The 26778-nt window shown below is 59.4% G+C and carries 17 protein-coding genes; 9 read left to right on the top strand and 8 right to left on the bottom strand.

Going from position 1 to position 26778, the window contains the following annotated elements; translation table 11 throughout:
- The coding region (locus BZK31_RS23010; RefSeq protein ID WP_157900779.1) for a response regulator at positions 1 to 674 on the top strand (674 nt) is incomplete at its 5' end.
- The gene (locus BZK31_RS23005) at positions 667 to 1152 is read left to right on the top strand and encodes a chemotaxis protein CheW (protein ID WP_083185600.1); all 486 of its coding nucleotides are present in this window, start codon (positions 667 to 669) and stop codon (positions 1150 to 1152) included. The genes BZK31_RS23010 and BZK31_RS23005, both read left to right, overlap by 8 nt.
- Before the next feature lie 380 nt (positions 1153 to 1532).
- Here BZK31_RS23005 and selO read toward each other — a convergent pair whose 3' ends face one another.
- The 3 genes from selO to BZK31_RS22990 are packed head-to-tail and all read right to left on the bottom strand — an operon-like array spanning position 1533 to position 8212.
- On the bottom strand, positions 1533 to 2996 hold the full coding sequence (gene selO, locus BZK31_RS23000; protein ID WP_083185599.1) for a protein adenylyltransferase SelO: 1464 nt from the start codon (positions 2994 to 2996) through the stop codon (positions 1533 to 1535).
- Positions 2997 to 3044: 48 nt separating this feature from the next.
- Positions 3045 to 6431, bottom strand: coding sequence for a mechanosensitive channel MscK (mscK, locus tag BZK31_RS22995; RefSeq protein WP_083185598.1), 3387 nt, complete (start codon positions 6429 to 6431; stop codon positions 3045 to 3047).
- A 38-nt stretch (positions 6432 to 6469) separates the two neighbouring features.
- The gene (locus BZK31_RS22990; protein ID WP_083185597.1) at positions 6470 to 8212 is read right to left on the bottom strand and encodes a potassium/proton antiporter; all 1743 of its coding nucleotides are present in this window, start codon (positions 8210 to 8212) and stop codon (positions 6470 to 6472) included.
- Positions 8213 to 8518: 306 nt separating this feature from the next.
- Here BZK31_RS22990 and BZK31_RS22985 point away from each other — a divergent pair, with 306 nt between their 5' ends.
- Positions 8519 to 11608, top strand: a complete 3090-nt coding sequence (locus BZK31_RS22985; RefSeq protein ID WP_167378088.1) for a dermonecrotic toxin domain-containing protein — start codon at positions 8519 to 8521, stop codon at positions 11606 to 11608.
- A gap of 47 nt (positions 11609 to 11655) precedes the next feature.
- On the opposite strand, the gene BZK31_RS22980 is transcribed toward BZK31_RS22985, so the two are convergent.
- The gene (locus tag BZK31_RS22980) at positions 11656 to 13458 is read right to left on the bottom strand and encodes an acyl-CoA dehydrogenase (protein ID WP_083185595.1); all 1803 of its coding nucleotides are present in this window, start codon (positions 13456 to 13458) and stop codon (positions 11656 to 11658) included.
- Between the two features lie 251 nt (positions 13459 to 13709).
- A complete protein-coding gene (gene putA, locus BZK31_RS22975) occupies positions 13710 to 17663 on the bottom strand; it encodes a trifunctional transcriptional regulator/proline dehydrogenase/L-glutamate gamma-semialdehyde dehydrogenase (protein ID WP_083185594.1) in 3954 nt (1317 codons plus the stop codon).
- Between the two features lie 449 nt (positions 17664 to 18112).
- Here putA and putP point away from each other — a divergent pair, with 449 nt between their 5' ends.
- Positions 18113 to 19600 carry a sodium/proline symporter PutP gene (gene putP / locus BZK31_RS22970; RefSeq protein WP_083185593.1) on the top strand — a complete coding sequence of 496 codons (1488 nt, stop codon included), beginning with the start codon at positions 18113 to 18115 and terminating at the stop codon, positions 19598 to 19600.
- Positions 19601 to 19687: 87 nt separating this feature from the next.
- Here the strand turns inward: putP and BZK31_RS22965 are convergent, their stop codons facing one another.
- Positions 19688 to 20359, bottom strand: coding sequence for a polysaccharide lyase family 7 protein (locus BZK31_RS22965; protein ID WP_083185592.1), 672 nt, complete (start codon positions 20357 to 20359; stop codon positions 19688 to 19690).
- Positions 20360 to 20675: 316 nt separating this feature from the next.
- On the opposite strand from BZK31_RS22965, the gene BZK31_RS22960 reads away from it, so the two are divergent.
- The 3 genes from BZK31_RS22960 to BZK31_RS22950 are packed head-to-tail and all read left to right on the top strand — an operon-like array spanning position 20676 to position 23692.
- A complete protein-coding gene (locus BZK31_RS22960) occupies positions 20676 to 22805 on the top strand; it encodes a two-component system response regulator (protein ID WP_083185591.1) in 2130 nt (709 codons plus the stop codon).
- 42 nt (positions 22806 to 22847) lie between these two features.
- Entirely contained in the window at positions 22848 to 23372 is a 525-nt protein-coding gene (locus BZK31_RS22955; RefSeq protein WP_083185590.1) for a YgjP-like metallopeptidase domain-containing protein, read from the top strand.
- A gap of 23 nt (positions 23373 to 23395) precedes the next feature.
- Positions 23396 to 23692: a winged helix-turn-helix domain-containing protein gene (locus BZK31_RS22950; RefSeq protein ID WP_083185589.1), complete on the top strand. Its 297-nt coding sequence runs from the start codon at positions 23396 to 23398 to the stop codon at positions 23690 to 23692.
- Positions 23693 to 24061: 369 nt separating this feature from the next.
- Here BZK31_RS22950 and BZK31_RS22945 read toward each other — a convergent pair whose 3' ends face one another.
- Both BZK31_RS22945 and BZK31_RS22940 read right to left on the bottom strand, forming a co-directional pair.
- Positions 24062 to 24481, bottom strand: a complete 420-nt coding sequence (locus BZK31_RS22945) for a DUF3010 family protein (protein ID WP_083185588.1) — start codon at positions 24479 to 24481, stop codon at positions 24062 to 24064.
- A gap of 54 nt (positions 24482 to 24535) precedes the next feature.
- A complete protein-coding gene (locus tag BZK31_RS22940) occupies positions 24536 to 24946 on the bottom strand; it encodes a lysozyme inhibitor LprI family protein (RefSeq protein WP_083185587.1) in 411 nt (136 codons plus the stop codon).
- A gap of 227 nt (positions 24947 to 25173) precedes the next feature.
- Between BZK31_RS22940 and BZK31_RS22935 the strand changes: the two genes are divergently transcribed.
- Together BZK31_RS22935 and BZK31_RS22930 are read left to right on the top strand one after the other, a co-directional pair.
- The gene (locus tag BZK31_RS22935) at positions 25174 to 26151 is read left to right on the top strand and encodes a dipeptidase (protein ID WP_083185586.1); all 978 of its coding nucleotides are present in this window, start codon (positions 25174 to 25176) and stop codon (positions 26149 to 26151) included.
- Between the two features lie 83 nt (positions 26152 to 26234).
- Positions 26235 to 26765, top strand: coding sequence for a DUF5943 domain-containing protein (locus BZK31_RS22930; RefSeq protein WP_004880220.1), 531 nt, complete (start codon positions 26235 to 26237; stop codon positions 26763 to 26765).
- The last annotated feature ends 13 nt before the right edge of the window (positions 26766 to 26778 follow it).

Below are 26778 nucleotides of genomic sequence, written 5' to 3'. Positions count from 1 at the left end.
ATAGCAGCCCGCCGCGGCTGATCGGTCAACTGGAACCGCTGCCGGTGCTGCTGGTGCATTTGCAGGATCAGTGGGTGGCCGTGCAGGTCGATGCGTTGGCCGGTTCACGGGAAATCGTGGTCAAGAACCTCGGCGCCCAGTTCGCCAGGGTTCAGGGTATTTCCGGCGCGACCATTCTGGGCGACGGGCGCGTGGTGTTGATTCTCGACCTGATGGCGCAAATCCGTACATTGCAGGGACGTCTGCACAGGCCTGCCATAGACGGGCCCGCACCGACATTCAATGAAGCCGAACAGGGCAGGCCGCTGCTGGTCATGGTGGTCGATGACTCGGTCACCGTGCGCAAAGTCACCGGCCGTTTGCTGGAGCGTCACGGCATGCACGTGCTAACCGCCAAGGACGGGGTCGATGCCATGAGCCTGCTGCAGGAGCACACTCCGGACATCATGCTGCTGGATATCGAAATGCCGCGCATGGATGGCTTTGAAGTCGCCAGTCAGATTCGCCATGACGAACAGCTCAAGGACCTGCCGATCATCATGATCACTTCCCGCTCCGGCAAGAAACACCGCGACCGGGCGATGGCCATCGGCGTCAATGAGTACCTGAGCAAGCCGTATCAGGAGAGCGTCCTGCTCGACAGCATCGCCCACTGGAGCCAGGTCAATGTCTGAAAGCGCCTTCCAGACCAGCCGTCTGACCAGCCTGACCGGCCTGCTGCTGCCGCTGAGCGATCGCCATTTGCTGTTGCCCAACGTGGCGGTGGCCGAATTGATCGATTATCAGGATTGCAGCGCCGAACCGGGCGCGCCCGAGTGGTACTTGGGGCCGATCAGCTGGCGCGAACTCAGCTTGCCGCTACTGAGCTTCGAAGCCGCGTGCGGCGGTCGCACCCGCGTCGGTGGTCGCGCGCGAATCGTGGTCCTCAATGCCCTTGGTGGGCGAAACGACGTGCGGTTCATCGCCCTGCTGACCCAAGGCATCCCGCGCTCCTGCAAGGTCGACAGCCAGCTGAGCTACGTCGACGTGCCGCTGACCGAACTGGAACTGGCCGCCGTGCAGATTGGCGACACCGTGGCCCGCATTCCTGATCTCGAAGGTCTGGAAAAATGGCTGGTGGACGCAGGATTGGCCCACCCCATGCGCCGTTGAACGTCACCTGCGCGTTTGTGGACCTGTCGTGGTTGATGACCCCCTTCGTGGACAAGTCCACTCCCACGGTGCGATCCCGCTTCTGTGGGGGCGGACTTGTCCGCGGCCGGGGCCTATCCAGATCGAGTGGTAGCGTCTGAAAAAACCGTTTCGTGGACAAGTCCACTCCCACGGTGATCCCGCTTCTGTGGGGGCGGACTTGTCCGCGAAGGCCAGGGCCCATCCAGATCGAGTGGTGGCGCCTGAAAAGCCGTTTCGTGGACAATTCCACTCCCACGGTGATTCCGCTTTTGTAGGAGCGGACTTGTCCGCGAAAGGGGGCTGCACATCCCCTGAACCTGTTGCGTCCGGCACTTCTCGACTTCAATCAGCGTTACGGTTCACGACGAACAACTGATCTCCAGGTGCTTGCCCCAGTCCGGTGGGCGCTGGGCGTAGCGGTCCATGTCGGGTTGTTCGGCGAAGGGGTTGCACAGGACGTCATGCAAGCGGCGGACTTCTTCGTAGTCGCCTTGCTCGGCGGCCTTTATCGCGTTTTGCGCCAGGTAGTTGCGCAGGATGTAAAGCGGGTTGACGTCGTGCATGCGGGCTTTGCGTTCGTCTTGCGAATGGTTGTTCTCTTGTGCGACGCGCGCCAGATAGGCCTCGCCCCAGCTGTCGAAACCCTTGATGTCGACGAAGTCGTCACGCAGAACGCGCAGCGCATCGGCCGCAGGTTGATCCCCCAGGCGACGGAAGAACAGTGTGTAATCGACGGCGCTGTTCTGCATCAATTTCAGCAGACGAGCTATCAGGGTGTCGTCCTGATCATTGGCCTGGGTCAGGCCCAGGCGGCGGCGCATCAGATCCAGGTAGTGAGCCTGATACAGCGGCAGGAACAGGCCGATGGTCTCGCGCAGTGCGTCGACCCTGATGAACGGCGTCAGGGCCTGCGCCAGCGCGCTGAGGTTCCACTGTGCGATCGGCACCTGATTGCTGAAGGAATAGCGGCCTTCGTGATCGGAATGGTTGCAGATGAAGTGCTGGTCGAAATCATCGAGGAAGGCGAACGGCCCGAAGTCAAAGGTGATGCCCAGAATCGACATGTTGTCGGTGTTCATCACCCCATGACAGAAACCGTAGGCCTGCCACTTGGCAATCAGTTCGGCGTTGCGCTCGACGATCTCGCGGAACATCGCCAGGTACGGTTCGGGCTGTTCCTGGCACTGCGGGTAGTGCATCGCCAACACATGCTCGGCCAGTTGCTTCAACTGTTCGGGCTGCTTGGTGTAATAGAAATATTCGAGGCTGCCGAAGCGCACATGGCTCGGTGCCAGGCGCAGCACCGTCGCGGCGCGCTCCTCGGTTTCCCGCCATACCGGCGTACTGGACCCGATCACGCAGGCGGCCCGGCTGCTCGGGATGCCCAGTGCATGCAACGCTTCGGAGGCCAGAAACTCGCGGATCGAGGAGCGCAGTACGGCGCGGCCGTCACCCATACGGGAATAGGGCGTCTGCCCCGCGCCTTTGAGGTGCAGGTCCCAATGTTCACCCGCGTCGTTATAGACCTCGCCCAGCAACAGGCCGCGGCCATCGCCTAGGCGCGGATTGTAGGAACCGAATTGATGGCCGGAATAGACCATGGCGCGTGGCTCGGCTTCCGACCACAGCTTGTGGCCGCCAAAGATTTCCGCGAACAAGGGGGGTTCTGCCTGTCCCGGATCGAGGTCCAGCAAGGCCAGTGCGGCCTTGCTGGCAATCACCAGGCGCGGCTCGGCGATGGGTTCGGGCAGGACCGCAGTGGAGAACGCGTCGCCCAGACGGGCGAAGCGGTTGTCGAAGACGAGTTCGTCGAGGGCTTTCACAGGCCATCTCCAGCAGAGTGTGAGGGCATTCTGCTGGGGTTGACCTGATCAGTCGAGCCTGAGTTCAGGCGGCTCGGGCGCATCCTTCGTGGCCGGGGTCACTTTGGTGTTGACCGGCGGCGTGGTTTTCTCGGTCGGCAGCACGGTTTTTTCCTCCGGCTCCACGGGCACCATCTTGTATTCCTTGCCCTGAGTATTCTTGAGGTAGATCTCCATCTGGCGGAACGAGATGTTGATCTTCTGCTTCTTGAACTCGCGGTTGATGAACCGGTTGATTTCGTCGAGAACCGGGTTGCGGTCACCCAGATCGCGTACGTGCATGCGCAGTTCGTGGTCCAGTGTGCTTTCACCGAAGTTCAGGAAGTAAACGATGGGTTCAGGCTCCTTCAGTACGCGTGGGTTTTCACGAGCCGCCTGCAGCAGCAGCTCGCGCACCAGATCCAGATCCGAACCGTAATCCACGCCCAGTTTCAGGGTCACGCGGGTAATGGTGTCGGTCAGCGACCAGTTGATGAGTTGGCCGGTAATGAACGTCTTGTTCGGGACGATGATGTCCTTGCGGTCGAAGTCGGTGATCGTAGTCGCGCGAATGCGGATCTTGCTGACCGTGCCCGACAGGTTGCCGATGGTGATGGTGTCGCCGATCCGCACCGGACGCTCGAACAGAATCATGATGCCGGAGATGAAGTTGGCGAAAATCTCCTGCATACCGAATCCGATACCCAGTGACAGCGCGGCCACTAGCCATTGCAGCTTGTCCCAGCTCACGCCCAGGGTCGATAGCGTGGTGACGAAGCCGATCCCGGCGATGGCGTAGGACAGCAGCGTCGTGGTCGCATAGGCGCTGCCTTGCGCCAGGTTCAGGCGTGACAGCACCAGAACTTCCAGCAAACCGGGCAGGTTGCCGGCCAGGACGAAGGTGATGGCAATGATCACCACGGCGCCAATGAAGTCGCCAAGGCTGATCGGTACCATGCTCATGTTGGCGCCGGTGCCGCTGGTGTATTCGTACAGCGTAATGTTGTCCAGGTACGCGAATACAGTGATCAGGTCGGCCCAGACCAGATACAGCGCGCCGATGAAACCGCCCAGCAGAGCCAGACGGATCAGACGCAACGACTGTTGGTTGACCTGCTCGATGTCCAGCTTTGGCTCCTCGATCGGCGCATCACTGTCGCCGCTATCGCGTGCGGCCTGGCGTTTGGCCAGGGCGCGTTGGTAGGCCAGGCGACGTGCCGCAACGCCAAGGCCGCGCACGAACGTCGCTTCGACCACCAGCCAGAGCATCAGCAGGTAAAGGGTGTCGATCAGCCGGTCACTGAGCTTGAGCGCGGTGTAGTAATAGCCGAAGCAAACCGCCACGAACAGTGCGATGGGCAGCGCGGTAAAGGCCACGCCCACGGCCTTGCGGAACAGCGAAGCGTTGTGGTGAGTAGGGCTTGAGACCAGCAGGCGACCCAGCAGCCAGGCCATCAATGCGTAACAGGCCAGTACTACGCCGATGCCCAATACATCGTCGGCCAGTGCGGCAGGCTGGTGTTCGGCGACCGCGACCACGGCGACTAACGCCAGCACCACCAGACCGAGCCGGCGTACCCAGCCGCGCAGGAATTCGACCTGTGCCGTTTCCCAGCGGAAGTGCAACTGCGCAACGCCCGACGGGGCCAGGACGCGGTAGGCGGTGTAAAAGACCAGCCAGGCCAGGGCGATCTGCAACAGTGCCTCGCCCAGATTCGCGTTCTGCCCGCGGGCATCGATTTGCAGTGCATAGCCGCACAGCGCCAGGCCCAGTGCTACCGGCATCGCCAGCAGCACGTTGATCAGCAACGCCTGCGGAGTCTTCCACTGGCTGTCGCGCTTGAAGTGTCCGATGTCGGCATGCAGGCGGTTGAGTCGCTGGTACAGCGCCTTGCGCCGCCAGGTCAGGACACCGATCAGCAGCAGCAAGGGCAGAAACAGCAACGGCTGCTGGGTCAGGCCGTCTGACAGCTCGCTGAGGCTGGACGTCCAGGGCAGGGTCGCAATCTGTTTTTCCAGGCGCGGCCAGATGTTCTGGAACCACTCGACATCAAGCGGCTTGTTGCTGGGAATCCAGAACATCTGCTCGTCCAGCGTGGAACGCAGGCCGATTGCCGTGCTGGTCAGCTGTTTCTGGTTCAGTTGCAGGGTGATGGATTCGTTGAGCAGCGCGCTGAGTTCACGGTTCAGACGTTCCAGCAGGTCGCTGCGGGTAATCGCCAGGTCCAGCAGGGTCTTGCGCAGTTGCGGGGTGACGTTTTCCGGAGGCTGAGTGGCGAGCAGTTTTTCGACGTAAGCGGTCGGCGTGCTCATCTGCTCGCGCTGCTGATTGATCTCGAACTGATACAGGCGGATGTTGGCGATTTCGTCCGCCAGTCCTTTGTCCAGTTCCAGATGCGGCAGCGACTGCTTCTGTTTGTAGAGGATCTTGGACAGCAGCAGGCTGCCACTCAAGACGTTGATCTGCTCGCTCAGCGCCTGATCGGTCTGGGTCAGGTTGTCCAGTTGCTGCTTGGTCTTGAGGTTTTGCTGGGTCAGCTCGTTAAGGCGGTCGGTGCCGCGCAGCAGATAGTCGGACAGTTTGAGGTTGGCGGCACTTTCGGTCGCCAGCAGGCTGCTGCCCCCGGACTTTTGTGCTTCAAGGGACAGTTCGGCGACGGTTTTCTGCGACTGGGCACGGCGCTTGTCGTTGATCAGGGTTTGCAGGTCCTGAATTTCCTGCTCCTGACGCGCGACTTTTTCGGTCAACAGGTCATGCTGGCTGTTGCCCAGGTCCTGAAGCTGGCTGTTACCGGCCAGTTCCTGACGGCGTAGCAGGTTCAGGGCGTTGATCGATGCCAGTTCTGCATTGAGCAGGTTGCGCTGATCGGCGTTTAGGGTCTTGCCGTTGTCCTTGCCCAGCTTGAGGGTGGCATTGATCTGCTGAATACGGGTCTGGTTGGCGCTGATTTCCGCCTGCGCCCGCTCTGGACGAGTCTGGGCGGTGATGCTCAGGCTGTTGGCGTCGTTCAGTTCTTTCTGCAGATCGCTCTGCTGGGTGCTGCGCTGACTGAGCATCTGTTCGAGCTGCGGCACATCAAGACCGCCATAGCGCTGTGCCACCGGAACGACTTTGCTTTCCTTCAGGCGGCTCAACTCACGCTGATTCTCGACCGTCTGCCTGGGTGCCTGATTGAGCTGCTGCTTGAGCGCGCTCAGTTTCTGCTCGCTGTCCTGCTTGCTGGCCAGAAACCCGAGGGTCTGTTCGAGGACTTGCTGCAAGGCTTTCTGGTCGGCGTCTGGCAGTTTGCGGTCGGCGATCTTGTCCAGACTCTGCTGCACCGCTTCGCTGGTGGGCGGGTCGGCAGCCAGTGCTGGAAAGGTGGAAAGGCATAGCGTAAACAGTGTGGCAGCACAAAGGGAGCGCAGGGAAAACATAGACACCGGTCGCGTGATGGTACGAGTGAATTGGCAGTTTAAAGGAACAATCCGGGACCCGGGCGGCTTCCTTCGGGGAATTTGACGCCCACTTTCTGGATCTTGTTCCCGTCCATGACGGCAACTGTCCAAATAGTTCCGTTCCATTCGATCTGGTCACCCACCACCGGCTCGCCGCGATTTTTCTGAACGATGAACTGGCTCAGCGGCATGCCGGGGTCCACGCCATTGAGCTGCAGGCCGTAAAGCGCCGCTACATCGCCCAGATGTGCGTCGCCTTCGAGCACGAAATCACCGAAGAAGCGCAGATCCAGACCGCGTTGCGGGGCCTGGCTGAATAGCTTGCCGAGTGCCGGCAGGTCATGTTCGTGACCGATCACGCACAGCAGGTCGCCGACTTCCAGCGTCGTACTGCCGGACGGATGAAGCAACTGCTGGCCGCGAAACAGTGCCGCGATACGCGTGCCTTCAGGCATTTTCAGCTCGCGCAGCGCGGCGCCGATGCACCACTTTTCCGCGCCCAGACGATAGACGAACAGCTCCCATTCACTGGTGACGTGCACTTCGAGGGCGGAACGCGAGATCGGCGCCGGATCCGGCGGAACCGTGACTTTCAACAGCTTGGCCATCCACGGCAGGCTGGTGCCTTGCAGCAGCAGCGAGACCAGCACGATGAAGAACGCAAGGTTGAAATACAGTTGCGCATTGGGCAGCCCCGCCATCAGCGGGAACACCGCCAGAATGATCGGCACCGCGCCACGCAGACCGACCCAGGCGATGAATGCTTTTTCCCGACCATGGAACGCTTTGAAAGGCAGTAGACCGACCATGACCGACAACGGTCGAGCCACGAAGATCATCCATAGCGCCAGGCCGAGCGCCGGAATGGCGATCGGCAACAGATCGTGCGGCGTGACCAGCAGGCCCAGAACCAGGAACATGCCGATCTGCGCCAGCCAGGCCATGCCGTCGAGCATGTGCAGGATGCCATGACGGCTGCGGATCGGCCGGTTGCCCAGCACCAGACCGCACAGGTACACCGCCAGGAAGCCGCTGCCGTGGATGGCGTTGGTCAGGGCAAAGAGCGCCAGGCCACCGGCAATCACCAGAATCGGGTACAGACCGGCGGCCAGATTGATGCGGTTGACCAGTTGCAGCATGATCCAGCCGCCGCCGAGGCCGATGAACGCGCCGATGCCGAACTCCTGAAGCAAATGGCCGAACAGGCCCCAGTGCAGACCGGTCTGACCGCTGGCCAGCATGCCGATCAGGGTGACGGTCAGAAACACCGCCATCGGATCGTTGCTGCCTGACTCGATTTCCAGCGTGGCCGTGACCCGCTCGTTGAGGCCCTTGCCGCCCAACAGCGAGAACACGGCGGCCGCGTCGGTCGAGCCAACGATCGCTCCGATGAGCAGGCCCTGAATCATGTTCAGGTTGAACAGCCAGGCCGCGACCATGCCGGTTAGCACCGTAGTGATCAATACCCCGACCGTGGCCAGTGACAGGGCGGGCCAGAGCGCCACCCGGAAACTTGCGACCCGCGTGCGCAGGCCGCCGTCGAGCAGGATCACCGCCAGGGCGAGGTTGCCGACCAGATACGCTGTTGCGTAGTTGTCGAAAATGATGCCGCCGCCATCCACACCCGCGACCATGCCCACGGCGAGGATGATGACCAGAATCGGGATGCCGAGGCGTGAGGACAGGGAGCTGACCAGAATGCTCGCCGTTACCAGCAACGCGCCGATCAGGAACAGGCTGTTGATGGTCGTGGCATCCAAGGGCGGTACTCCATAAAAAACGAATTAGAAACAGAAAGGGCGAAAACTGACCATGCAGTCCGCGTGCCAAGGGATTTAACCTGTTGAATTGGCTGGCTGTCAAAGTGGAATTTTTGCGTGTTCAGGTTGAACCACGCGGGATGATGCCCGAGCCATTCAACGGACGCCGACTCTGAGCAGGCTCGCCAGCTGTATCACGTTGCGCGTGCGGTAAATAGTTATCGCACCATCTGTCAGTCGTTGTATCAGTATCGGGGTTCAACACAGCGGAGAGTATTCATCATGGACGATGAACTGAACACAGTGATGCAGGGTTACAAAGGCGTTGAGCAGCCGACCGATGATGACGAAGAGTTCTGGAGTTATGCCCGCGCGAGCTTCAAGGTCAATGATTTTCTCAGGCTCACGCCGATCAACCTGCAGTCGCCCTCAGCGATGGCGGCTGCTGTGGTGGCCAGCCACTGTCAGAGTGAATGGGGACTCGACATTGACCCCGACACCACCATTATCGCGACCACCTTCATGGAAGATCCTCGCTATCACCAGGTGCCCTATCGCGCCAACGTCGCACATTCCATGAGCCTGACCCAGGCGTTGCTGACCAACTGGCAACAGAACGGCAGCGGCGACTGGTTCGATCATCTCGGGCATTTGCAGGGGCATCACGAACAGGGCTTCGACACGCACATCGTTGCTGAAAAATTGCCAGCGCACGAATGCGTCGCTTATGAGGCGATTTATCGTGTTTCCAGCCCACAGCGTTATGACGCAACGACCCAACTGCCCATCAGGGCTGATCGATTCAAGCAGTTCATCTGGAATCAGAGCCAGCAGTCCGTTTATCTCACCTATCTACAACGGTTCTGGGAAGCCTACTCCGATGACTATCGAGACATGCTCAAAGCTGCGTTGCTGAAGGCAGCCTACATTCAGGCCGAACAGAACACGCTGACCGTAGAGCATAAAAACATGGTCCTTGATGCCATCGGTATCGCAAGGGACCAAGACTGGGGCAGTTTGAGCTTCGATACGCTTGAACTCGCCTCCGGCAACGGTCGAGTAACCCTCTCCGAGCTGCTTATCCATGGTTACCGTGCCGCCGACATCATGGTCATTCGCAGTGTGGATTCGCCTCAGGTATTGCTCTACATCCCTGGCAATTCCTCACCCATTCATGGCTTCAAAAATGAAAACGAGCTCAAGGATTGGGTTGCCGCGCTGTGCCGTCACCCTGGCAAGCGCCGGGCGTTCGAAGCCCATTTCAGCGCTGCAGACGACGCTGACGGTTTTTTCTACAGCGGCTTGCATACGGCCCTTGAAGGGATTGCCGTGTGGCCGAAACTGCTTAATTCATCGACAGGTGCCTGGAATCCTCGCAAGATTGTGCAGTTCAGTGAGCCACTGCAGGCATCGCCCTTCCAGCACTTCAAGGACCGCATCAAGGCAAAGTCGCAAGAAGATGCAATACAGATTTCAACCCACGCGGAGTACTGGACCCATGAGGCTGCCGTCGGTTTGGTCGGATGTCTGACTGTCGTGGGACCACTCGCGATCGTGTTTCCTGAGGCACTGCCCGTTGTGATAGGCCTATCGCTTGCTCTGATCGGGCTCGGTAGCTATGAAGCGATCACCGGCCATACGCTGAAAGAGCGTCAGCAAGGAGTGGGGCATGCCGTATTCGGGGTACTGAATGCGCTGCCGCTTCTCGGCAAAGGTGCCAGGGCGGTCGAGACCGGAGTTGAAACGGGGCTCGTCGAGGTCGAGACTCTGCCCGGGGATTACGAGGTGCCGGGCGCGACCGATGTCGTCAAGCCGCAGCCGGTTCCGGTTTTCCGGCCAGAGCCGCCTGGCTTACGCTCGCTGGATGCCAAAATGCGCCGTCTGCTGCGCAACCTGGAAGCACCTCAGGAAATACCGGGACTAATGGCAGGCGAGCCCTCAGGTATTCACCGGGTCGACGGCAAGAACTTCATTGAGTTGCATGACCAGGCCTATCGAGTGGAGTGGGTGCCGCAGGAAAGGCAGTACCGCATCCGCTCTGCCGAAGATCCTCGCACCTGGGGGCCATTCGTCAGGATTGGCGATCAACAGTATTGGGATCTGGACCTTCGCCTCGGCCTGCGCGGCGGTGAAAGTTTCGATGGGTCTCGCCTGCCGGGCGTCGATGCGGGTCCGTCAGTGCCCGAACCCGCAGTCGAACCGATGATCCAGCTGCAACCCAGAGACCTCAAGATTCAGGTCGAACTGCCGCTGGACGGCATCTCCATTGAACAGGTTGCGAGCCGTGAAACCGGGGTCATCAAGGAGAAGTATTTTATCGTCCTGAACGGCAGGAAAACCGGTGTGTATTACGACGCGGATAACTTCTGCTGGCAGGTGGACTCAGCAACGCCGGATCCCGTGTGGCTCGACAAGAGCGGCGAATGGAAAACCGGTCAGATGAGTGACTTCCGCAAAGTCGAGGCGAAGTTGCCACAGAGCAGGCGTTTCGAGATCTACCATTTCCCGCGCCTGCCCAGGCTGCCGACCGATGCACAGCCGATCAGCCGCGTGATTCACCATATCTGGATGGGCGAGCGGGCCCCCGGCGCGGGGCTGCTGGAAAATATCCAGCGCAACATGCGGGTCAGTCCAGACTTGCGCTTTGAGTTTCATATCGACATTGACGAACCCGGCGCCTTCGATCAATTGTCGGAGCATTTCTCCGGCTACCCGAATATGCGTATCTCCCGACTGACGGACGAGCCGTTTTATGAAGACTTCCTGAGCGGCGAAAATGGCGAAGCGTTCAACTACTTCCGGCATGCGGAAAACCGCAATTATGCGGCGGCTTCGGACATCCTGCGTTACCGGCTGGTCAATGAGTACGGCGGAATTTACATGGACTGCGACGACACCATTGCCCGCTCTTTCGCAGACGTACCTTTAAAAGCCGCTCCCCATGATGTGCTGCTCGGCGCCCGGCTGGATTCGGAAAGCCTGAGTTACAGAGGGCCGGGCAACAGTCACTTTGCCAGCCACCCCGACAATCCGGTCCTCAAGCGCGTGCTGGATGAGATCAAGGTGCGCTTCGACCGGGAAAAACTCGATAACAAGGCATTCTTTTCCGCCCGCAGGCCCTTCATCGACAACACCAGCGAGGCGCTGAGGAGTGCTTCGAAGGCCCGGATGAAACCTTACATGACGCGCATTTCCGAACTGACCGGCCCCAAGCTGTTTTCCGACGTCTTGCGTATTACAAGGCCTGACTACTTCGACTTGCTGGATCGCTCTTATGTACCGATCGATGAGGTCCTGTCAGTGCCCTACATCGACAGACTGAACGACGCGGTCGACTTTTACTTTCCCTTCAAGGGCAGGGCGAAGATCCAGCCTGGCAGTTCCAACGACTGGTAACCCGAGACGCAAAGGCGGGTCAGTATCCCGAACCGCCGAGGACTGAATCAGAACCACGCGTCCTGCATCGACAGGCAGGTGTCGTCGCGGTTTTCGAGAAGGTCCAGTTCGTGATTGCAGCCCGGTATTTCCCAGGTCAGGAAATACCGGGCGGCGTGCAATTTGCCTCTGTAGAAATCCGTATCCGGGGTCTCGTCCTTCGCAAGGCCTTCCTCGGCGCGTATCGCCTGCTCCAGCCAGCGCCAGCCAACCACCGTATGACCGAACGCTTTCAGGTAGAGCGCCGAATTGGCCAGGCTGCTGGCGATTCTGCCCTGTGCCATATCAGTCAGCAGTCCGAGGGTTACCGCCTGCAGTCTGGCGACCAGTTGCTCGAGCGGCTGGCGCAAGGGGTTCAAGGTTTCAAAAGCCTGTGCCCTTTGGCAGGTGTCGTTGATCAGGCGCAGCAGTTGTTCCAGGCCCGCACCACCGTTCTGCGTCAGTTTGCGGCCCAGCAGGTCCAGCGACTGAATTCCGTGTGTGCCTTCGTGAATCGGGTTGAGGCGGTTATCCCGGTAATGCTGCTCGACCGGGTACTCGCGGGTATAACCGTGGCCGCCGAGAATCTGGATCGCCAGTTCATTGGCCTTCAGGCAGAACTCCGACGGCCAGGATTTGACCACCGGCGTCAGCAGGTCCAATAACTCGTGGGCCTGCAGACGTACCTGTTCAGTCTCACCTGTCTGGGCGTCGTCGAACAGGCGGGCGGCGTACAGTCCGAGATCGAATGCGCCCTCTACGTAGGCTTTCTGAGTCAGCAGCATGCGCCGCACGTCCGTGTGCTGAATGATCGAGACCGGAGCACTGTCCGGGCTCTTGTTGTCTGGCAGCCTGCCTTGCGGGCGTTCGCGGGCGTAATCGAGCGAGTACAGATAACCCGCATAGCCGAGCATGACCGCGCCCATGCCGACGCCGATGCGCGCCTCGTTCATCATCTGAAACATGTAGCTCAGGCCATGATGCGGTTTGCCGACCAGATAGCCAACACACGCGCCGTTATCGCCGAAGTTGAGCGCAGTGGACGTCGTGCCTTTCCAGCCCATCTTGTGAAACAGCCCGGCCAACAGCACGTCGTTGCGTTCGCCGAGGCTGCCGTCCTCGTTAACCAGAAACTTGGGCACGATGAACAGGGAGATGCCTTTGACCCCGCCGGGCGCATCTGGCAGCTTGGCCAGCACCATGTGCACGATGTTTTCCGACAACGGGTGATCGCCACCGGAGATGAAGATCTTGTTACCGCGCAGAAGGTAGGTGCCGTCCGCTGCCGGTTCGGCGCGGGTTCTGATATCCGAAAGCGAAGAGCCCGCGTGAGGTTCGGTCAATGCCATGGTGCCGAAGAAGCGGCCCTCGATCATGGGTTGCAGAAAGCGCTGTTTCTGCTCGTCGCTGCCGAAGCTTTCGATCAGGTTCGCAGCGCCCATGGTTAGAAACGGGTAGGCCGTGGTTCCGGCGTTGGCGGCTTGAAAGTGGGCGAAACAGGCTTGTGACAGCAAGGTAGGTAACTGCATGCCGCCTGCGTCGAAGTCGCGTGCTGCGTTGAGAAAACCAGCCTCCAGAAAGGCATCGACCGCAGGCTTGACCTCGGGAATCAAAACCGCCGCGCCGTTTTCATAGCGCGGCTCATTTTCGTCGGCCTTGCGGTTGTGTGGCGCAAAGTATTTCTCAGCGATGGTACGGGCGGTGGTGATCGCTGCGTCGAAGGTCTCGCGGGTGTGCTCGGCAAAGCGCTCGCGCCGGGTCAGCGCTTCGGCATCCAGAACTTCGTACAGCTCGAAAGCCAGATTGCGGGAACTGAGCAGTGACTCGGACATGACGGCGCACCTTGGCTGGAAATGAGTCCAGTCTAGGTGGCTGAAAAGGCGTGGGGTAGCAAGATTGATTTGGGTGATGACCAGGGGTGGTCGACGGGTATTTGCGCTGATCGAGCGGTTGAATCCCATGTCACGATGCCTGCTGGCACCGCCCGCTCGTGGAGCGGATGGCACCATCCAATCCGACTGTAGATAGCCTCTCCCGCGACCCGAACGGGCTTCGGATCGCAGGAGCGCTATTCGGCTCTCAGTCAGCCGATCGTCATCAGGCTCGCATTCCCGCCGGCCGCTGCGGTGTTGACGCTCAATGCACGTTCGATGACCAGGCGTTCCAGCGGGATGTTGGTCTCGCCGTGGGACAGCCCGTTGACACCGACGATGGCACCGTTGCGTTGAGCCACTTGCTGACAGATAGCGCGCAACTGATCCGAATCGCCATGATGCAGAACGGCGTCGATGACGACTTCATCCTTGTTCCAGTCAGGGACCAGCCTGATGCGTGCCTGGACTTCTTTTGGCAGACGGGCGCGTAACGGCTTGCTGATCTCCGTTTCCGGCCAGACCGCAGAGCTGCCCACCGCCAGCACGGCAGCCAGTTGGATCAACAGGTCGGTTTCATCGTCAGCCAGGCACAACACATGTTCACGCGGCAGGATGGCGTAGCTGTTGCGCTCGCCGGTCGGTCCTGCCAACTGACGGGTGATGCCGCTCTGCGACTGCTCGGCGTACTGGTTGCACAGGACGTCCAGTTGAGCGTTCTGCTGGCTGGTCGCCCAAGCCTTGAGCGCCTGCAGCGGCTTGATCATGGTTTCGCGCAGACGAACGTCCGGTGTCGAGAGGGCATCACTGCGCACGAACGATTTCTCGATAGCGTCCTGTGGACGGGTCGACAGCAGGCGGTACAGGTACAAAGGACCACCGGCTTTCGGACCTGTCCCGGACAGGCCTTCGCCGCCGAACGGTTGCACACCCACCACCGCGCCGACAATGTTGCGGTTGACGTAGACGTTGCCGGCATTGACGTTGTCGATGACCTTGGCGATGGTCTCGTCGATGCGCGTGTGCACGCCCAGCGTCAGACCATAACCGGATGCGTTGATCTGCGCGATCAACTGGTCCAGTTCCTTGCGCTTGTAGCGCACCACATGCAGCACCGGGCCAAAAATCTCGCGTTGCAGCTCGTCGAAGCTTTCCAGTTCGATCAGCGTCGGCATTACGTAGGTGCCGCGCTTGAGTTCGGCACTGTCGGCGATAGCCATCTGATACACCGTACGGCCTTTGTCGCGCATGGCCTGGATGTGTTTTTCGATACCGGATTTGGCCTCGGCGTCGATCACCGGGCCGATGTCCACGGACAGGCGCTCAGGATTGCCCAGACGGTTTTCGGCCATGGCACCCTTGAGCATTTCGATGACGCGGTCTGCGGAGTCTTCCTGCAGACACAGTACGCGCAGGGCCGAGCAGCGCTGACCGGCGCTGTCGAACGCCGAGGACACGACGTCGATCACCACCTGTTCGGTCAGGGCCGAGGAATCGACGATCATTGCGTTCTGGCCGCCGGTTTCGGCGATCAGCGGGATAGGGCGACCTTGCGAATCCAGGCGACCGGCCACATTGCGTTGCAGCAGGCGAGCCACTTCGGTGGAGCCGGTGAACATCACACCTTTGACGCGCTCGTCGCCGACCAGCCCGGCGCCGACGGTTTCACCACGGCCTGGCAGCAGTTGCACAACGCCTTCAGGGATGCCGGCCTCCAGCAGCAGGCGTACGGCCTGAGCGGCGATCAGCGGGGTCTGTTCGGCAGGCTTGGCCAGCACCGGGTTGCCCGCGGCCAGCGCAGCTGCTACCTGACCGCTGAAGATCGCCAGCGGGAAGTTCCATGGACTGATGCAGACCACCGGACCCAGCGGGCGGTGGGCATCGTTGGTGAAATTATTGCGTGCCTGCACTGCGTAATAACGCAGAAAGTCTACGGCTTCGCGCACTTCAGCAATGGCGTTGGCGAAGGTCTTGCCCGCTTCGCGGACCAGCAGGCCCATCAGTGGCTGAATCTCGCCTTCCATGAGGTCGGCGGCACGCTCCAGAATGGCCGCACGCTCGGCGGGCGGAGTGGCCTGCCAGATCGGGCCTGCACTCAGGGCGCACTGAATGGCGTTGTCGACGTCCTGCTCGGTAGCTTCCTGCACATGGCCGACCACATCACGCGAGTCCGAAGGGTTAAGCGCGGCATTCGCCACGTCGTCGCTGGCCGGGCAGCCGAGCATCGGGGCGGCTTTCCAGTCATTGTGCGCAGTGGCCAGCAAGGCAGAGGACAGCGACGCCAGACGGTGTTCGTTGGCCATGTCGATGCCGCTGGAGTTGGCGCGTTCGCTGCCGTACAGGTCGCGAGGCAGCGGGATGCGCGGATGAGGCAGGCCGAAACCGCCTTCCTGCGTGGCCATGCGCTCTATCTGGTTGACCGGATCGGCCACCAGTTCCTGAATGGAAATGGTGTGGTCGGCGATGCGGTTGACGAATGACGTGTTGGCGCCGTTTTCCAGCAGACGACGCACCAGATAGGCCAGCAGTGTTTCGTGGGTGCCGACCGGTGCGTACACACGGCAAGGACGGTTCAGCTTGCCATCGGCGACTTTACCTACGACCTGCTCGTACAGCGGCTCACCCATGCCGTGCAGGCACTGGAACTCGTATTGGCCGGGGTAATAATTCTGACCGGCAATTTGGTAGATCGCCGCCAGGGTGTGTGCGTTGTGCGTGGCGAACTGCGGGTAGATGACTTCCGGTGCGGCGAGCAGCTTGCGGGCGCAGGCGATGTATGAAACATCGGTGTACACCTTGCGGGTATAGACCGGATAGCCTTCCAGCCCTTCGACTTGTGCACGCTTGATTTCGCTGTCCCAGTAGGCGCCTTTCACCAGGCGGATCATCAGGCGGTGACGGCTGCGACGGGCCAGGTCGATCACGTAGTCGATCACATACGGGCAACGCTTCTGGTAGGCCTGAATCACAAAGCCGATGCCGTTCCAGCCGGTCAGTTGCGGCTCGAAACACAGACGTTCGAGCAGGTCGAGCGACAGCTCCAGTCGGTCGGCTTCTTCGGCATCGATGTTCAGACCAATGTCGTACTGTTTGGCCAGCAGGGTCAGCGACAACAGGCGCGGATACAGTTCTTCCATCACGCGCTCGTACTGGGCGCGGCTGTAGCGAGGGTGCAGCGCCGACAGCTTGATGGAGATGCCCGGTCCTTCATAGATGCCGCGACCGTGGGATGCCTTGCCGATTGAGTGGATCGCCTGTTCGTAAGACGCCAGGTATTTCTGCGCATCGTGCTCGGTCAGCGCGGCCTCACCCAGCATGTCGTAGGAATAGCGGAAGCCCTTGGCCTCGAAACGGCTGGCGTTGGCCAGCGCTTCGCCGATGGTTTCACCGGTGACGAACTGCTCGCCCATCAGACGCATTGCCATGTCCACGCCCTTGCGGATCATCGGCTCGCCGCTTTTGCCGATGATGCGGCTCAACGACGAGGTCAGACCCGCTTCGTTGTGCGTGGCGACCAGTTTGCCGGTCAGCAACAGACCCCAGGTGGCCGCGTTGACGAACAGCGAAGGGCTGTTGCCCAGATGTGGCTGCCAGTTACCGTTGCTGATCTTGTCGCGAATCAGCGCATCGCGGGTGCCTTTGTCAGGGATACGCAGCAGCGCTTCGGCCAGGCACATCAGTGCCACGCCTTCCTGCGACGACAGCGAAAACTCCTGCAGCAGACCCTGAACGATGCCGGCCCGGCCCCCGGCGCTCTTCTGGTTACGCAGCTTTTCAGCAATGGACGCAGCCAGTTTGTTCGCGGCTTCGGCCATCGGCACCGGCAGGCGGGCCTGCTCCAGGAGCATCGGCACTACTTCTGGCTCAGGGCGGCGATAAGCAGCGGTGATGGCTGCGCGTAGCACCGATTGTGGCTGAATGCTTTCGGCGAAATCGAGGAAACACTGCAGCCCGGCGTCGTCTGCCAGCTCGCCACGGTCTTCGTTGTCCTTGCTCGACGAACCGTTGAGCTCCAGCAGGGTTGCACCACTCTCCAGCTTTTCCAGGTAATTGAAGATCGCCTGTTTGATCAACCAGTGTGGGGTCCGGTCTATGGAATGGGCGGCTGCTTTCAATCGCTCGCGGGTCGGGTCGTCAAGCTTGACGCCCAGAGTGGTGGTGGCCATGTGTTGTCCTCATTGTAGCCACTGCGCAGGTGGCGTCGGCTTTGACGCAGATTAGCCTCGCTCATGTATAAGGTGCAACCGGGTGCAACCCTTTTTTCAGAATATTTCACGATGAGTCGACAGGCTTTTCCTGAAAATCCGCTTAATGCTCTCTCGGGGTGCGGTTTTGTTTGAATCAGGCTCGTTTGTCGCCCCAAAATAGGGCGCCAAAGCATGAAAGACCGGTTTTTGATGACGGGTGCAACTTGCTGGGTGAAAGTGGTTGCACCTTGTTCAAGTTGTTTAATAGGATTCGTTCTCACGGTGCAACCGTAGTCATTGGCTGTCGGTTTCCATGCAAACGGGCAGTCAGCGCGGTGTCGGGTGCAAAGGCATGGGTGGGCTGGATTTCAGTTGTCATCCCCCTTGGTCATCAGGTGCCAAATAAAAACAATGCCAAGGCAGAACTCATGAGTGTCAGTAACCCTACCTTGATCACGTTTGTGATCTACATCGCGGCAATGGTCCTGATTGGACTTATGGCCTATCGCTCGACCAACAACCTTTCGGATTACATTCTCGGCGGACGCAGTCTGGGCAGTGTGGTGACAGCTTTGTCAGCCGGTGCCTCGGACATGAGCGGATGGCTGCTGATGGGTTTGCCGGGCGCCATCTATATGTCGGGGCTGTCGGAGAGCTGGATCGCCATCGGCCTGATCATCGGTGCCTACCTGAACTGGCTGTTCGTGGCCGGGCGCCTGCGCGTCCAGACCGAGCACAACGGTGATGCGCTGACCCTGCCGGACTACTTCAGCAGCCGTTTCGAAGACAACAGCGGTCTGCTGCGGATCATCTCGGCCATCGTGATTCTGGTGTTCTTCACTATCTATTGCGCATCGGGCATCGTTGCCGGAGCGCGTCTGTTCGAAAGCACCTTCGGCATGTCCTACGAAACGGCGTTGTGGGCCGGTGCAGCGGCGACCATTGCCTACACCTTCGTTGGCGGTTTCCTCGCGGTGAGCTGGACAGATACCGTACAGGCCACGCTGATGATCTTCGCGCTGATCCTGACGCCGATCATCGTGCTGCTGGCCACCGGAGGCGTGGACACCACATTCCTGGCCATCGAAGCGAAAGATCCGACCAGCTTCGACATGTTCAAGAACACCACCTTCATTGGCATCATCTCGCTGCTGGCCTGGGGCCTTGGCTACTTCGGGCAGCCGCACATCCTGGCGCGTTTCATGGCGGCAGATTCGGTCAAGTCGATCGCCAACGCCCGTCGCATCTCGATGGCCTGGATGATCCTGTGCCTGGGCGGTACGGTTGCGGTGGGTTTCTTCGGCATCGCCTACTTCTCTGCAAACCCCGATGTTGCAGGCCCGGTGACCGAAAACCCTGAGCGAGTGTTCATCGAGCTGGCGAAACTGCTGTTCAACCCTTGGGTCGCAGGCGTGCTGCTGTCGGCCATTCTCGCGGCGGTCATGAGTACGCTGAGCTGCCAGCTGCTGGTGTGCTCCAGTGCGCTGACCGAAGACTTCTATAAGGCCTACCTGCGCAAAGGAGCTTCGCAGCTGGAACTGGTCTGGGTCGGTCGTGCGATGGTGCTGCTGATTGCGGTGATTTCCATTCTGCTGGCGTCCAATCCGGGAAACCGCGTGCTGGGTCTGGTGAGCTACGCGTGGGCAGGCTTCGGTGCTGCGTTCGGTCCCGTAGTGCTGATTTCGGTGTTGTGGAAAGGCATGACACGCAACGGCGCGCTGGCTGGTGTGATCGTGGGTGCCGTTACCGTGGTGCTCTGGAAGCAATTCAGCACCTCGGGGCTTTACGAAATCATCCCCGGTTTCATCTTCGCCAGCATCGCCATCGTGCTCTTCAGCTTGATCGGCAAAGGCGCTTCAGCGTCCATGCAGGCGCGTTTCCTGGCCGCCGAAAAGGATTTTAAGGCCAATCGCTGACAGCCAAGGGCTTTACAGCGCTGCAAAGACAACGGCCCGTACTCTGAGGAGTGCGGGCCGTTTTTCGTTTGCGGTAACGCGTGTGGTTCAGGTTTTGTTGTGATCGATATCGAGGTTGTAGAACGTAGCCTTGCCACCTTCGCTGCTGAACCCGCTGTGGTCTTGAACGTAAACCCCTGCCTTGAAATACAGTGGCTTGTCGCGCCAGCTCGAGCTGATCTGCGTGTTCCAGTTCACATCCCGCGCGCTGACGCTTAACTGGCCGCTGCGGCTGAGGTGAATGATGTATTTAAATTTCTCGTTGAGCGGCACGCCTTCGGCGATCTTGTAGACCTTGCTTTCGTCATCGTCAAAGCGCTTGCGCACCTTGACCACGATGTCGCCCGCCTTGTCGTCATCCTTGTACTGATACTCGACCTTGAGCATAGGTTCGGTGCTTTCATAAGCATGGATCTGGCCGATGACGATTTTGCCGGACGAGGGGACCTGATTGACTTCCAGTTTCGCATTCAAAAAATTGTCGGCATCCGGGTACATCCAGTTACGCAAAGTGCCGTCAGGCCACGTTTCCCGAAACTCGCTGCGCGGGTATTTGGCGTTTTCTGTCTTTGTTCCTGTAACAGGAGCCCAAAAGAAAATGGATTTGGAACCTGATCCGAAGTATTTGCTGTCATAACCCTTTACCAATTGAGAGGTCTCAATGGTTCTGGGCGGAACATCCATCGGAATGCTCAGTTGCCACGCTGTGAAATCTATCATTTTTGGTCCATCCAGATGTCTGCGCCTGCCTGCGGGAGGCCTCTAGTCAGAGGGTTTCAGCGTGGCTTTATACGGGTTGTAGGACAATTTGTTAATGCAAAATTGTCAGTTGGATGACGTCAAAGTGCTGTCACATTTCCTGCAGGGCACTGTGCATAGGGGCTGTAGGAAATGACCGTTAGTCGGGTAGGTTGATGTTTGGTGATGGCAAACGGCTGGCTTGCTTCTGCTTTTTTCAAGACGCGGCTAGAGTTGATTTCATACGTATGACGGTCTTCCTGAATTTCAGGCGTCGTGCCACAGATAGAGAAGCAGCATGGAATGCGTGCAATCCGGGCCAGCAGATGGCTCCTCAGTGTTACTGGTTGTAGATGACTATCCGGAAAATCTGGTAACGATGTGCGCTGTTCTGCAAAGGACCGACTGGCGCATTGTCACTGCCAGTTCAGGTATCGAGGCGCTCACTATTCTGCTGGAGCAGGAAGTGGACCTTGTGTTACTGGATGTACAGATGCCCGGAATGGATGGCTTTGAAGTTGCTCGCCTCATGCGCGGCAGTCAGCGCACGCGCCTGACGCCGATCATCTTTCTCACGGCCAACGAGCAGAGCAAGGATGCGGTCCAGAAGGGCTATGCCAGCGGCGCGACGGATTACCTGTTCAAACCTTTCGATCCGAACATTCTCAAGCCCAAGGTTCAGGCCCTTCTGGAACAGCAACGCAATCGCCGTGCGTTGCAGGCCCTGTCACAAGAGCTGGAAGCGGCTCGTGCCTTTAATGCCTCGGTGCTGGCCAACGTGGCCGAAGGCATTCTGGTCGTCGACGAAAGCGGGATCATCAGCTTCGCCAACCCGGCCATCTGCTTTCTACTTAATGCCACTGTCGAACAGCTGTGCGGCACGCGGGTACTGGATTACATTCAGGAACCCCAGGTCGGTAACTGGCTGGATTCGGGTTTCTACAAACACTATCGCAGAGCCGACACCTACCGGGTCCACGACGCCATTCTGCGTACGCCGCTGGGTCGTCAGTTGCCGGTGGCGTTGTCGTGCGCGGCGTTGCCCGCCGAACAGAAAGCCATGGTGCTGACCATTCTCGATATGTCGGTAGTGCGTGATCTGTATCAACAGCTGGAAAAGCAGGCGGTCACGGATGCCCTGACCGGTTTGCTCAATCGGCGCGGCTTCTACCAGGCCGTCGAGGGCATGCTCGGTCGCAATGATCAGGTCGGCAAATGCCTTGTGGTGCTGTACATGGACCTCGACGGTTTCAAACAGATCAATGATGCGCTGGGTCATGACGCGGGTGACCAGGTGTTGCTGTGGGTGGCCGAGCAGCTCAGAGAGAGCATGCGCCCGTACGATATTCTGGCGCGCATCGGCGGCGACGAGTTCACAGTGGTCATCGACGGGCTCGACTATCCCGAGCAGGCCGCCAAGATCGCCGAGAAACTGATTGAGCGCGTCTCGGGGCGCCGGCATGTGGACGGCGTGGAGATCAGCCTTGGTGCCAGCGTCGGGATTGCCACCTATCCGGATTGCGGCGCCAACCTCGACGGCTTGTTGCGCGCTGCCGACATCGCCATGTATGAGGCCAAACGGGCCGGGCGTCAGCAATACAGGTTCTACGACCAGAACATGAACGGGCGTGCACGCTCGCGGCTGATGCTGGAAGAAAGTGTGCGCACTGCCATCGACGGCAAGGATTTTTCGGTGGTCTATCAGCCGCAGATTCATGTCGAGGATGGTCGGCTGCGGGGCTTCGAGGCATTGCTGCGCTGGCAGCATCCTGCGGTGGGTGACGTGCCGCCCGCGCTGTTCATCCCGCTGCTGGAAGAGACGCGGCTGATCAACAAGCTGGGCAGCTGGATCTTCGATCAGGGCGCAGAGCAACGACAGGTCTGGAGCAGTGTGTTCGCCTCGGATGTGGTGCTGAGTGTCTGTGTCAGCCCGACGCAGTTCTGCATGCCCAATCTGGTCCCCGAGTTGAAGCGCGCCATGGACCGCTTCGACCTCAAGCCGGGCCAACTGGAAGTGGAGATTACTGAAAGTTCGCTGGTGCACAACCTGACCCACAGCCACAAACAGTTGGGCCAACTGCATGACATCGGCGTGCGGGTTGCGCTGGACGACTTCGGTACTGGCGAGTGCTCGCTGTCGCATCTGCGTAACCTGCAACTGGATACCCTGAAGCTCGACAGGCATTTCGTGGCCAACATTTTGGGTTCGCCACGCGAGGCCGCCCTGGCCCGAAGCATCATCGACCTGTGTCGCAACCTCGACATGCTGATCATTGCGGAAGGCGTCGAGACTCACGAGCAATATCAGTGGCTGGCCAACAGCGGTTGCCAGATCGTGCAGGGCTTTTACATTGCTCATCCGCTGCTGGCGGAGGAAGCGCTGCACTTTCCGGCGCAGTTCGAGTTGTCAGGCTTGAAACGGGGCTGAGTGTTGTAGACTGGCGTCCTTTTACGCCCGTGCCCCGACTTCATGACCGCGTCCAGCCACGCTCCGCTTAAATACCTGCAGGCCTACCCTCAGGCCTTGCAGGACCAGGTGCATCAACTGATTGCGCAGGGTCGGCTCGCCGATTACCTGCAGCAGCGCTATCCGGCGCGTCATCAGGTGCAGAGCGACAAAGCCCTGTATGCCTACGCGCTGGCCATCAAGCAGGATCATCTGCGCAATGCGCCTAACATCGACAAGGTCCTATTCGATAATCGTCTGGACCTGACCCATCGCGCGCTGGGCTTGCATACTAAAATTTCAAGAGTGCAGGGCGGCAAGCTCAAGGCCAAGAATGAGATTCGCGTGGCGTCGCTGTTCAAGGAAGCGCCGCCCGAGTTTTTGCAGATGATCGTGGTTCATGAGCTGGCGCACTTCCGAGAGTCGGATCACAACAAGGCGTTCTACAAGCTGTGTGAACACATGCTGCCCGGCTACCACCAACTGGAATTCGATTTGCGCGTCTACCTGACGTACCGCGACCTGTCCGCCTCCGGATCGATCACCTGAACCACGCATTGAAGGATACGACGATGGAGGTCAGCAAGACCAAAAGCAGTTTCTACCGCCGCTTGTATGTGGCGTATCTGATCGACTGCCAGCTCGCCAGCAGCGTGCCCGAGCTGATGACCATGACCGGCATGCCGCGCCGCACGGCTCAAGACACCATTTGCGCGTTGGCGGATCTGGACATCATCTGCGAATTCGAACAGCAGGAAGGAGCCCGCAACCGTTCCGGGCATTACCGGATCATCAACTGGGGCGCCATCGATCGCGACTGGATCACCCATCACCTCACCGCCATCAAGGTCGTGCTGGGGTATCCGTGAATTGACAGGCTGAATGGGGGATTTTTGGTGTTCGCACCGGCCTCTTCGCGGACAAGTCCGCTCCTACGGTTCCGGCGTGCTTCAGAGCATCAAGGGTTGTTCGGGCATATTTGCGTGGGAGCCAACTTGTCCGCGAACGCTTTATCGAAACGCCGCATTTCCAGCGTCTGCACGGGCATTTCGCGGACAAGTCCGCTCCTACGGTTCCGGCGTGCTTCAGAGCATCAAGGGTTGTCCGGGCAGATTTGCGTGGGAGCCAACTGTCCGCGAAGAAACGGGTATGACCGACCTTAATAGGGTTTCTGGCAGGCGGGTTTCGCGAACGAGTTCGTTCCCAAAACAACTCACCGCACCCCGACCGAACTGTCGCTAAGCGGACTTCATCAGTCCCGCGCACGCCGTCTTGTACGCCTCATGCTGATACTTGTTCAGTGTGCCGGGCAGGGCGAAGTCGTGTTTTTTGTTTTGGGCGTTAATGGTCTGGGGCGAGATCAGCGCCACGTCGCAATCGGACAGCAGCTGGAGCACCGTCTCAATCTTGAACGTGGTCGGGCCGCCAGCGAATTCGCCTTTCTTGCTGCGTTTCTTGATTGCGACATGGCTGATGCCGTTCTCGCGCACGAAGCTGGCGATCTGGGTTGCGAAGGCTTTGACGTTGACAGACTCGTCGTCGTCCTCCAACGCAATCTTTTTGGTTGCCAGTGGCAGGTGAGCGATGCCGCCTTGCTGACGCGTGGCCAGAGCAAAGATGGCTTCACTGCCTTTGATTTCTACACCGCAAATGATCATGAGAAAACCTGATGACGTGGTTCATAAAAGAAACAGGTTATCTCATCGCCGGGGTTATTCCTGCGCAATCGACTCCAGATACTCCGACCGCTCATCACTCATGCGCGCCACACAGTCATTTTCGCTGACGGTGAAGGCCTTGCTGCCTGCCGCAGAAGGAAACACTTCGACTGCACAATCGGCATCACGCAGCTTTTCCCAGGCCTGCTGAGCGGTCTTGAGCTTACTGGTGAAGTCGTTGAATTGTGTCTTGTTGGCGACGAACTGCGACTGAACCCGTTGCAACAGGTTCTGGAAGTTCTCCTTGAGCAGTTCTTCGGCCGTGTGCCGGCTGTAAGCCGAGCATTCCAGGGTCTGATTGTCACCGTCGACGCCGTCGCACGGCGTGCTTTCGGGGTTCTGAGCGGCCTGTGCACCGGTCATGACTGTCGCCATCAAGGCCAACGTCAGAAAAATCGTTTTCATTGAGTCGCTCCGATCCATTGATGCGATGAATTCTGTCTCAAGCGCGTGACAATGAACAGGTTTACAGCACCGTGTGACGAGGCGCTGTCACCCTTTGTCGTTTCTTGACGCTTTCGGCAAGCCCCTTGTCGTTTTTGCACCCGGCTCGCCCGACCCTCCGGCATATGCTGACCCCATTAGCGCCGACAGCCGATTCGGTGCGCACGAACCTAAAAGGGGACAGCCTGATGAGCCCAGCCGAATTGCACGCCGACAGCATCGTTATTGACGGGCTGATCATCGCCAAATGGAATCGCGAGTTGTTTGAAGACATGCGCAAGGGCGGCCTGACCATGGCCAACTGCACCGTGTCGGTATGGGAAGGCTTTCAGGCCACTATCAACAGCATCTGCACCAGCCAGAAACTGATGCGCGAAAACAGCGACCTGGTGATGCCGGTTCACACCACCGCCGACATCCGCAAGGCCAAGGAACTGGGCAAGACCGGCATCCTGTTCGGCTTCCAGAACGCCCATGCCTACGAAGACCAGATCGGTTACGTGGAGATCTTCAAGAAGCTGGGCGTCGGCATCGTGCAGATGTGCTACAACACCCAGAACCTGGTCGGCACCGGATGCTATGAACGCGACGGCGGTTTGTCGGGCTTCGGTCGCGAAATCGTGGCGGAAATGAACCGTGTCGGCGTGATGTGCGACCTGTCCCACGTTGGGTCCAAGACCTCCGAAGAAGTCATCCTCGAATCGAAAAAACCGGTTTGCTACTCCCATTGTCTGCCGTCCGGCCTCAAAGAACATCCGCGTAACAAGTCTGACGCTGAACTGAAGTTCATTGCCGATCATGGCGGCTTCGTGGGCGTGACCATGTTCGCGCCGTTTCTGGCCAAGGGCATCGAGTCGACCATCGACGATTACGCCGAAGCCATCGAATACGTCATGAACATCGTTGGCGAAGACGCCATCGGCATCGGCACCGATTTCACCCAGGGTCACGGGCAGGACTTCTTCGAGTACCTGACCCACGACAAGGGCTATGCCCGCCGCCTGACCAACTTCGGCAAGATCATCAACCCGCTGGGGATCCGTACTGTCGGTGAGTTTCCCAACCTGACCGAAACCCTGCTCAAGCGCGGCCATTCCGAACGCGTGGTGCGCAAGATCATGGGCGAGAACTGGGTCAACGTTCTGGCCGACGTCTGGGGCGAATAAGCCGCCAGCCACACCTAATCCCCTTGCACACTCACTGCCCTGTGGCGGTGGGTGTAACCCGAATCATCTGGAGTTTGTCACCCATGGCCAAAATCGCCCCGCAACTGCCCATCGAAGTCGACAGCGAAACCGGTGTCTGGACCTCTGACGCACTGCCGATGCTCTACGTGCCGCGCCACTTTTTCGTCAACAACCACATGGGCATCGAAGAGGTGCTGGGCGCCGACGCCTACGCCGAGATTCTCTACAAGGCCGGCTACAAATCGGCCTGGCACTGGTGCGAGAAAGAAGCCGAGTGTCACGGCATCGAAGGCGTCGCGGTATTCGAGCACTACATGAAGCGCCTGTCGCAACGGGGCTGGGGCCTGTTCAAGATTCAGGACATCGATCTCGAAAAAGGCACGGCCAGCGTCAAGCTTGAGCATTCCTGCTTCGTGTACGTCTACGGCAAGGTCGGGCGTAAGGTCGACTACATGTTCACCGGCTGGTTCGCCGGTGCAATGGATCAGATTCTGGCCGCCAGCGGCAGTTCGATCCGCACGGTGGCCGAGCAGGTCTATGGTGGTTCGGAAGAAGGCCATGACGACGGACTCTTTGTCGTCAAGCCGCTGTAAATCGAGGATCGCG

Source organism: Pseudomonas floridensis, from assembly GCF_002087235.1.
In the GTDB taxonomy this organism is placed as follows: domain Bacteria; phylum Pseudomonadota; class Gammaproteobacteria; order Pseudomonadales; family Pseudomonadaceae; genus Aquipseudomonas; species Aquipseudomonas floridensis.
Note: the sequence above shows the minus strand (reverse complement) of the source record. Positions and strands in the feature narration are given on the sequence as shown.

What these genes read in the sequence shown, in the direction of transcription:
- BZK31_RS22960 (WP_083185591.1), top strand. Translation starts at nt 20,676, where the DNA reads ATGGAATGCGTGCAATCCGGGCCAGCAGATGGCTCCTCAGTGTTACTG.
- BZK31_RS22930 (WP_004880220.1), top strand. Translation starts at nt 26,235, where the DNA reads ATGGCCAAAATCGCCCCGCAACTGCCCATCGAAGTCGACAGCGAAACC.
- BZK31_RS23005 (WP_083185600.1), top strand. Translation starts at nt 667, where the DNA reads ATGTCTGAAAGCGCCTTCCAGACCAGCCGTCTGACCAGCCTGACCGGC.
- putA (WP_083185594.1), bottom strand. Translation starts at nt 17,663, where the DNA reads ATGGCCACCACCACTCTGGGCGTCAAGCTTGACGACCCGACCCGCGAG.
- BZK31_RS22945 (WP_083185588.1), bottom strand. Translation starts at nt 24,481, where the DNA reads ATGATCATTTGCGGTGTAGAAATCAAAGGCAGTGAAGCCATCTTTGCT.
- mscK (WP_083185598.1), bottom strand. Translation starts at nt 6,431, where the DNA reads ATGTTTTCCCTGCGCTCCCTTTGTGCTGCCACACTGTTTACGCTATGC.
- BZK31_RS22940 (WP_083185587.1), bottom strand. Translation starts at nt 24,946, where the DNA reads ATGAAAACGATTTTTCTGACGTTGGCCTTGATGGCGACAGTCATGACC.
- BZK31_RS22985 (WP_167378088.1), top strand. Translation starts at nt 8,519, where the DNA reads ATGCAGGGTTACAAAGGCGTTGAGCAGCCGACCGATGATGACGAAGAG.
- BZK31_RS22950 (WP_083185589.1), top strand. Translation starts at nt 23,396, where the DNA reads ATGGAGGTCAGCAAGACCAAAAGCAGTTTCTACCGCCGCTTGTATGTG.
- BZK31_RS22935 (WP_083185586.1), top strand. Translation starts at nt 25,174, where the DNA reads ATGAGCCCAGCCGAATTGCACGCCGACAGCATCGTTATTGACGGGCTG.
- putP (WP_083185593.1), top strand. Translation starts at nt 18,113, where the DNA reads ATGAGTGTCAGTAACCCTACCTTGATCACGTTTGTGATCTACATCGCG.
- BZK31_RS22955 (WP_083185590.1), top strand. Translation starts at nt 22,848, where the DNA reads ATGACCGCGTCCAGCCACGCTCCGCTTAAATACCTGCAGGCCTACCCT.
- BZK31_RS22965 (WP_083185592.1), bottom strand. Translation starts at nt 20,359, where the DNA reads ATGATAGATTTCACAGCGTGGCAACTGAGCATTCCGATGGATGTTCCG.
- BZK31_RS22980 (WP_083185595.1), bottom strand. Translation starts at nt 13,458, where the DNA reads ATGTCCGAGTCACTGCTCAGTTCCCGCAATCTGGCTTTCGAGCTGTAC.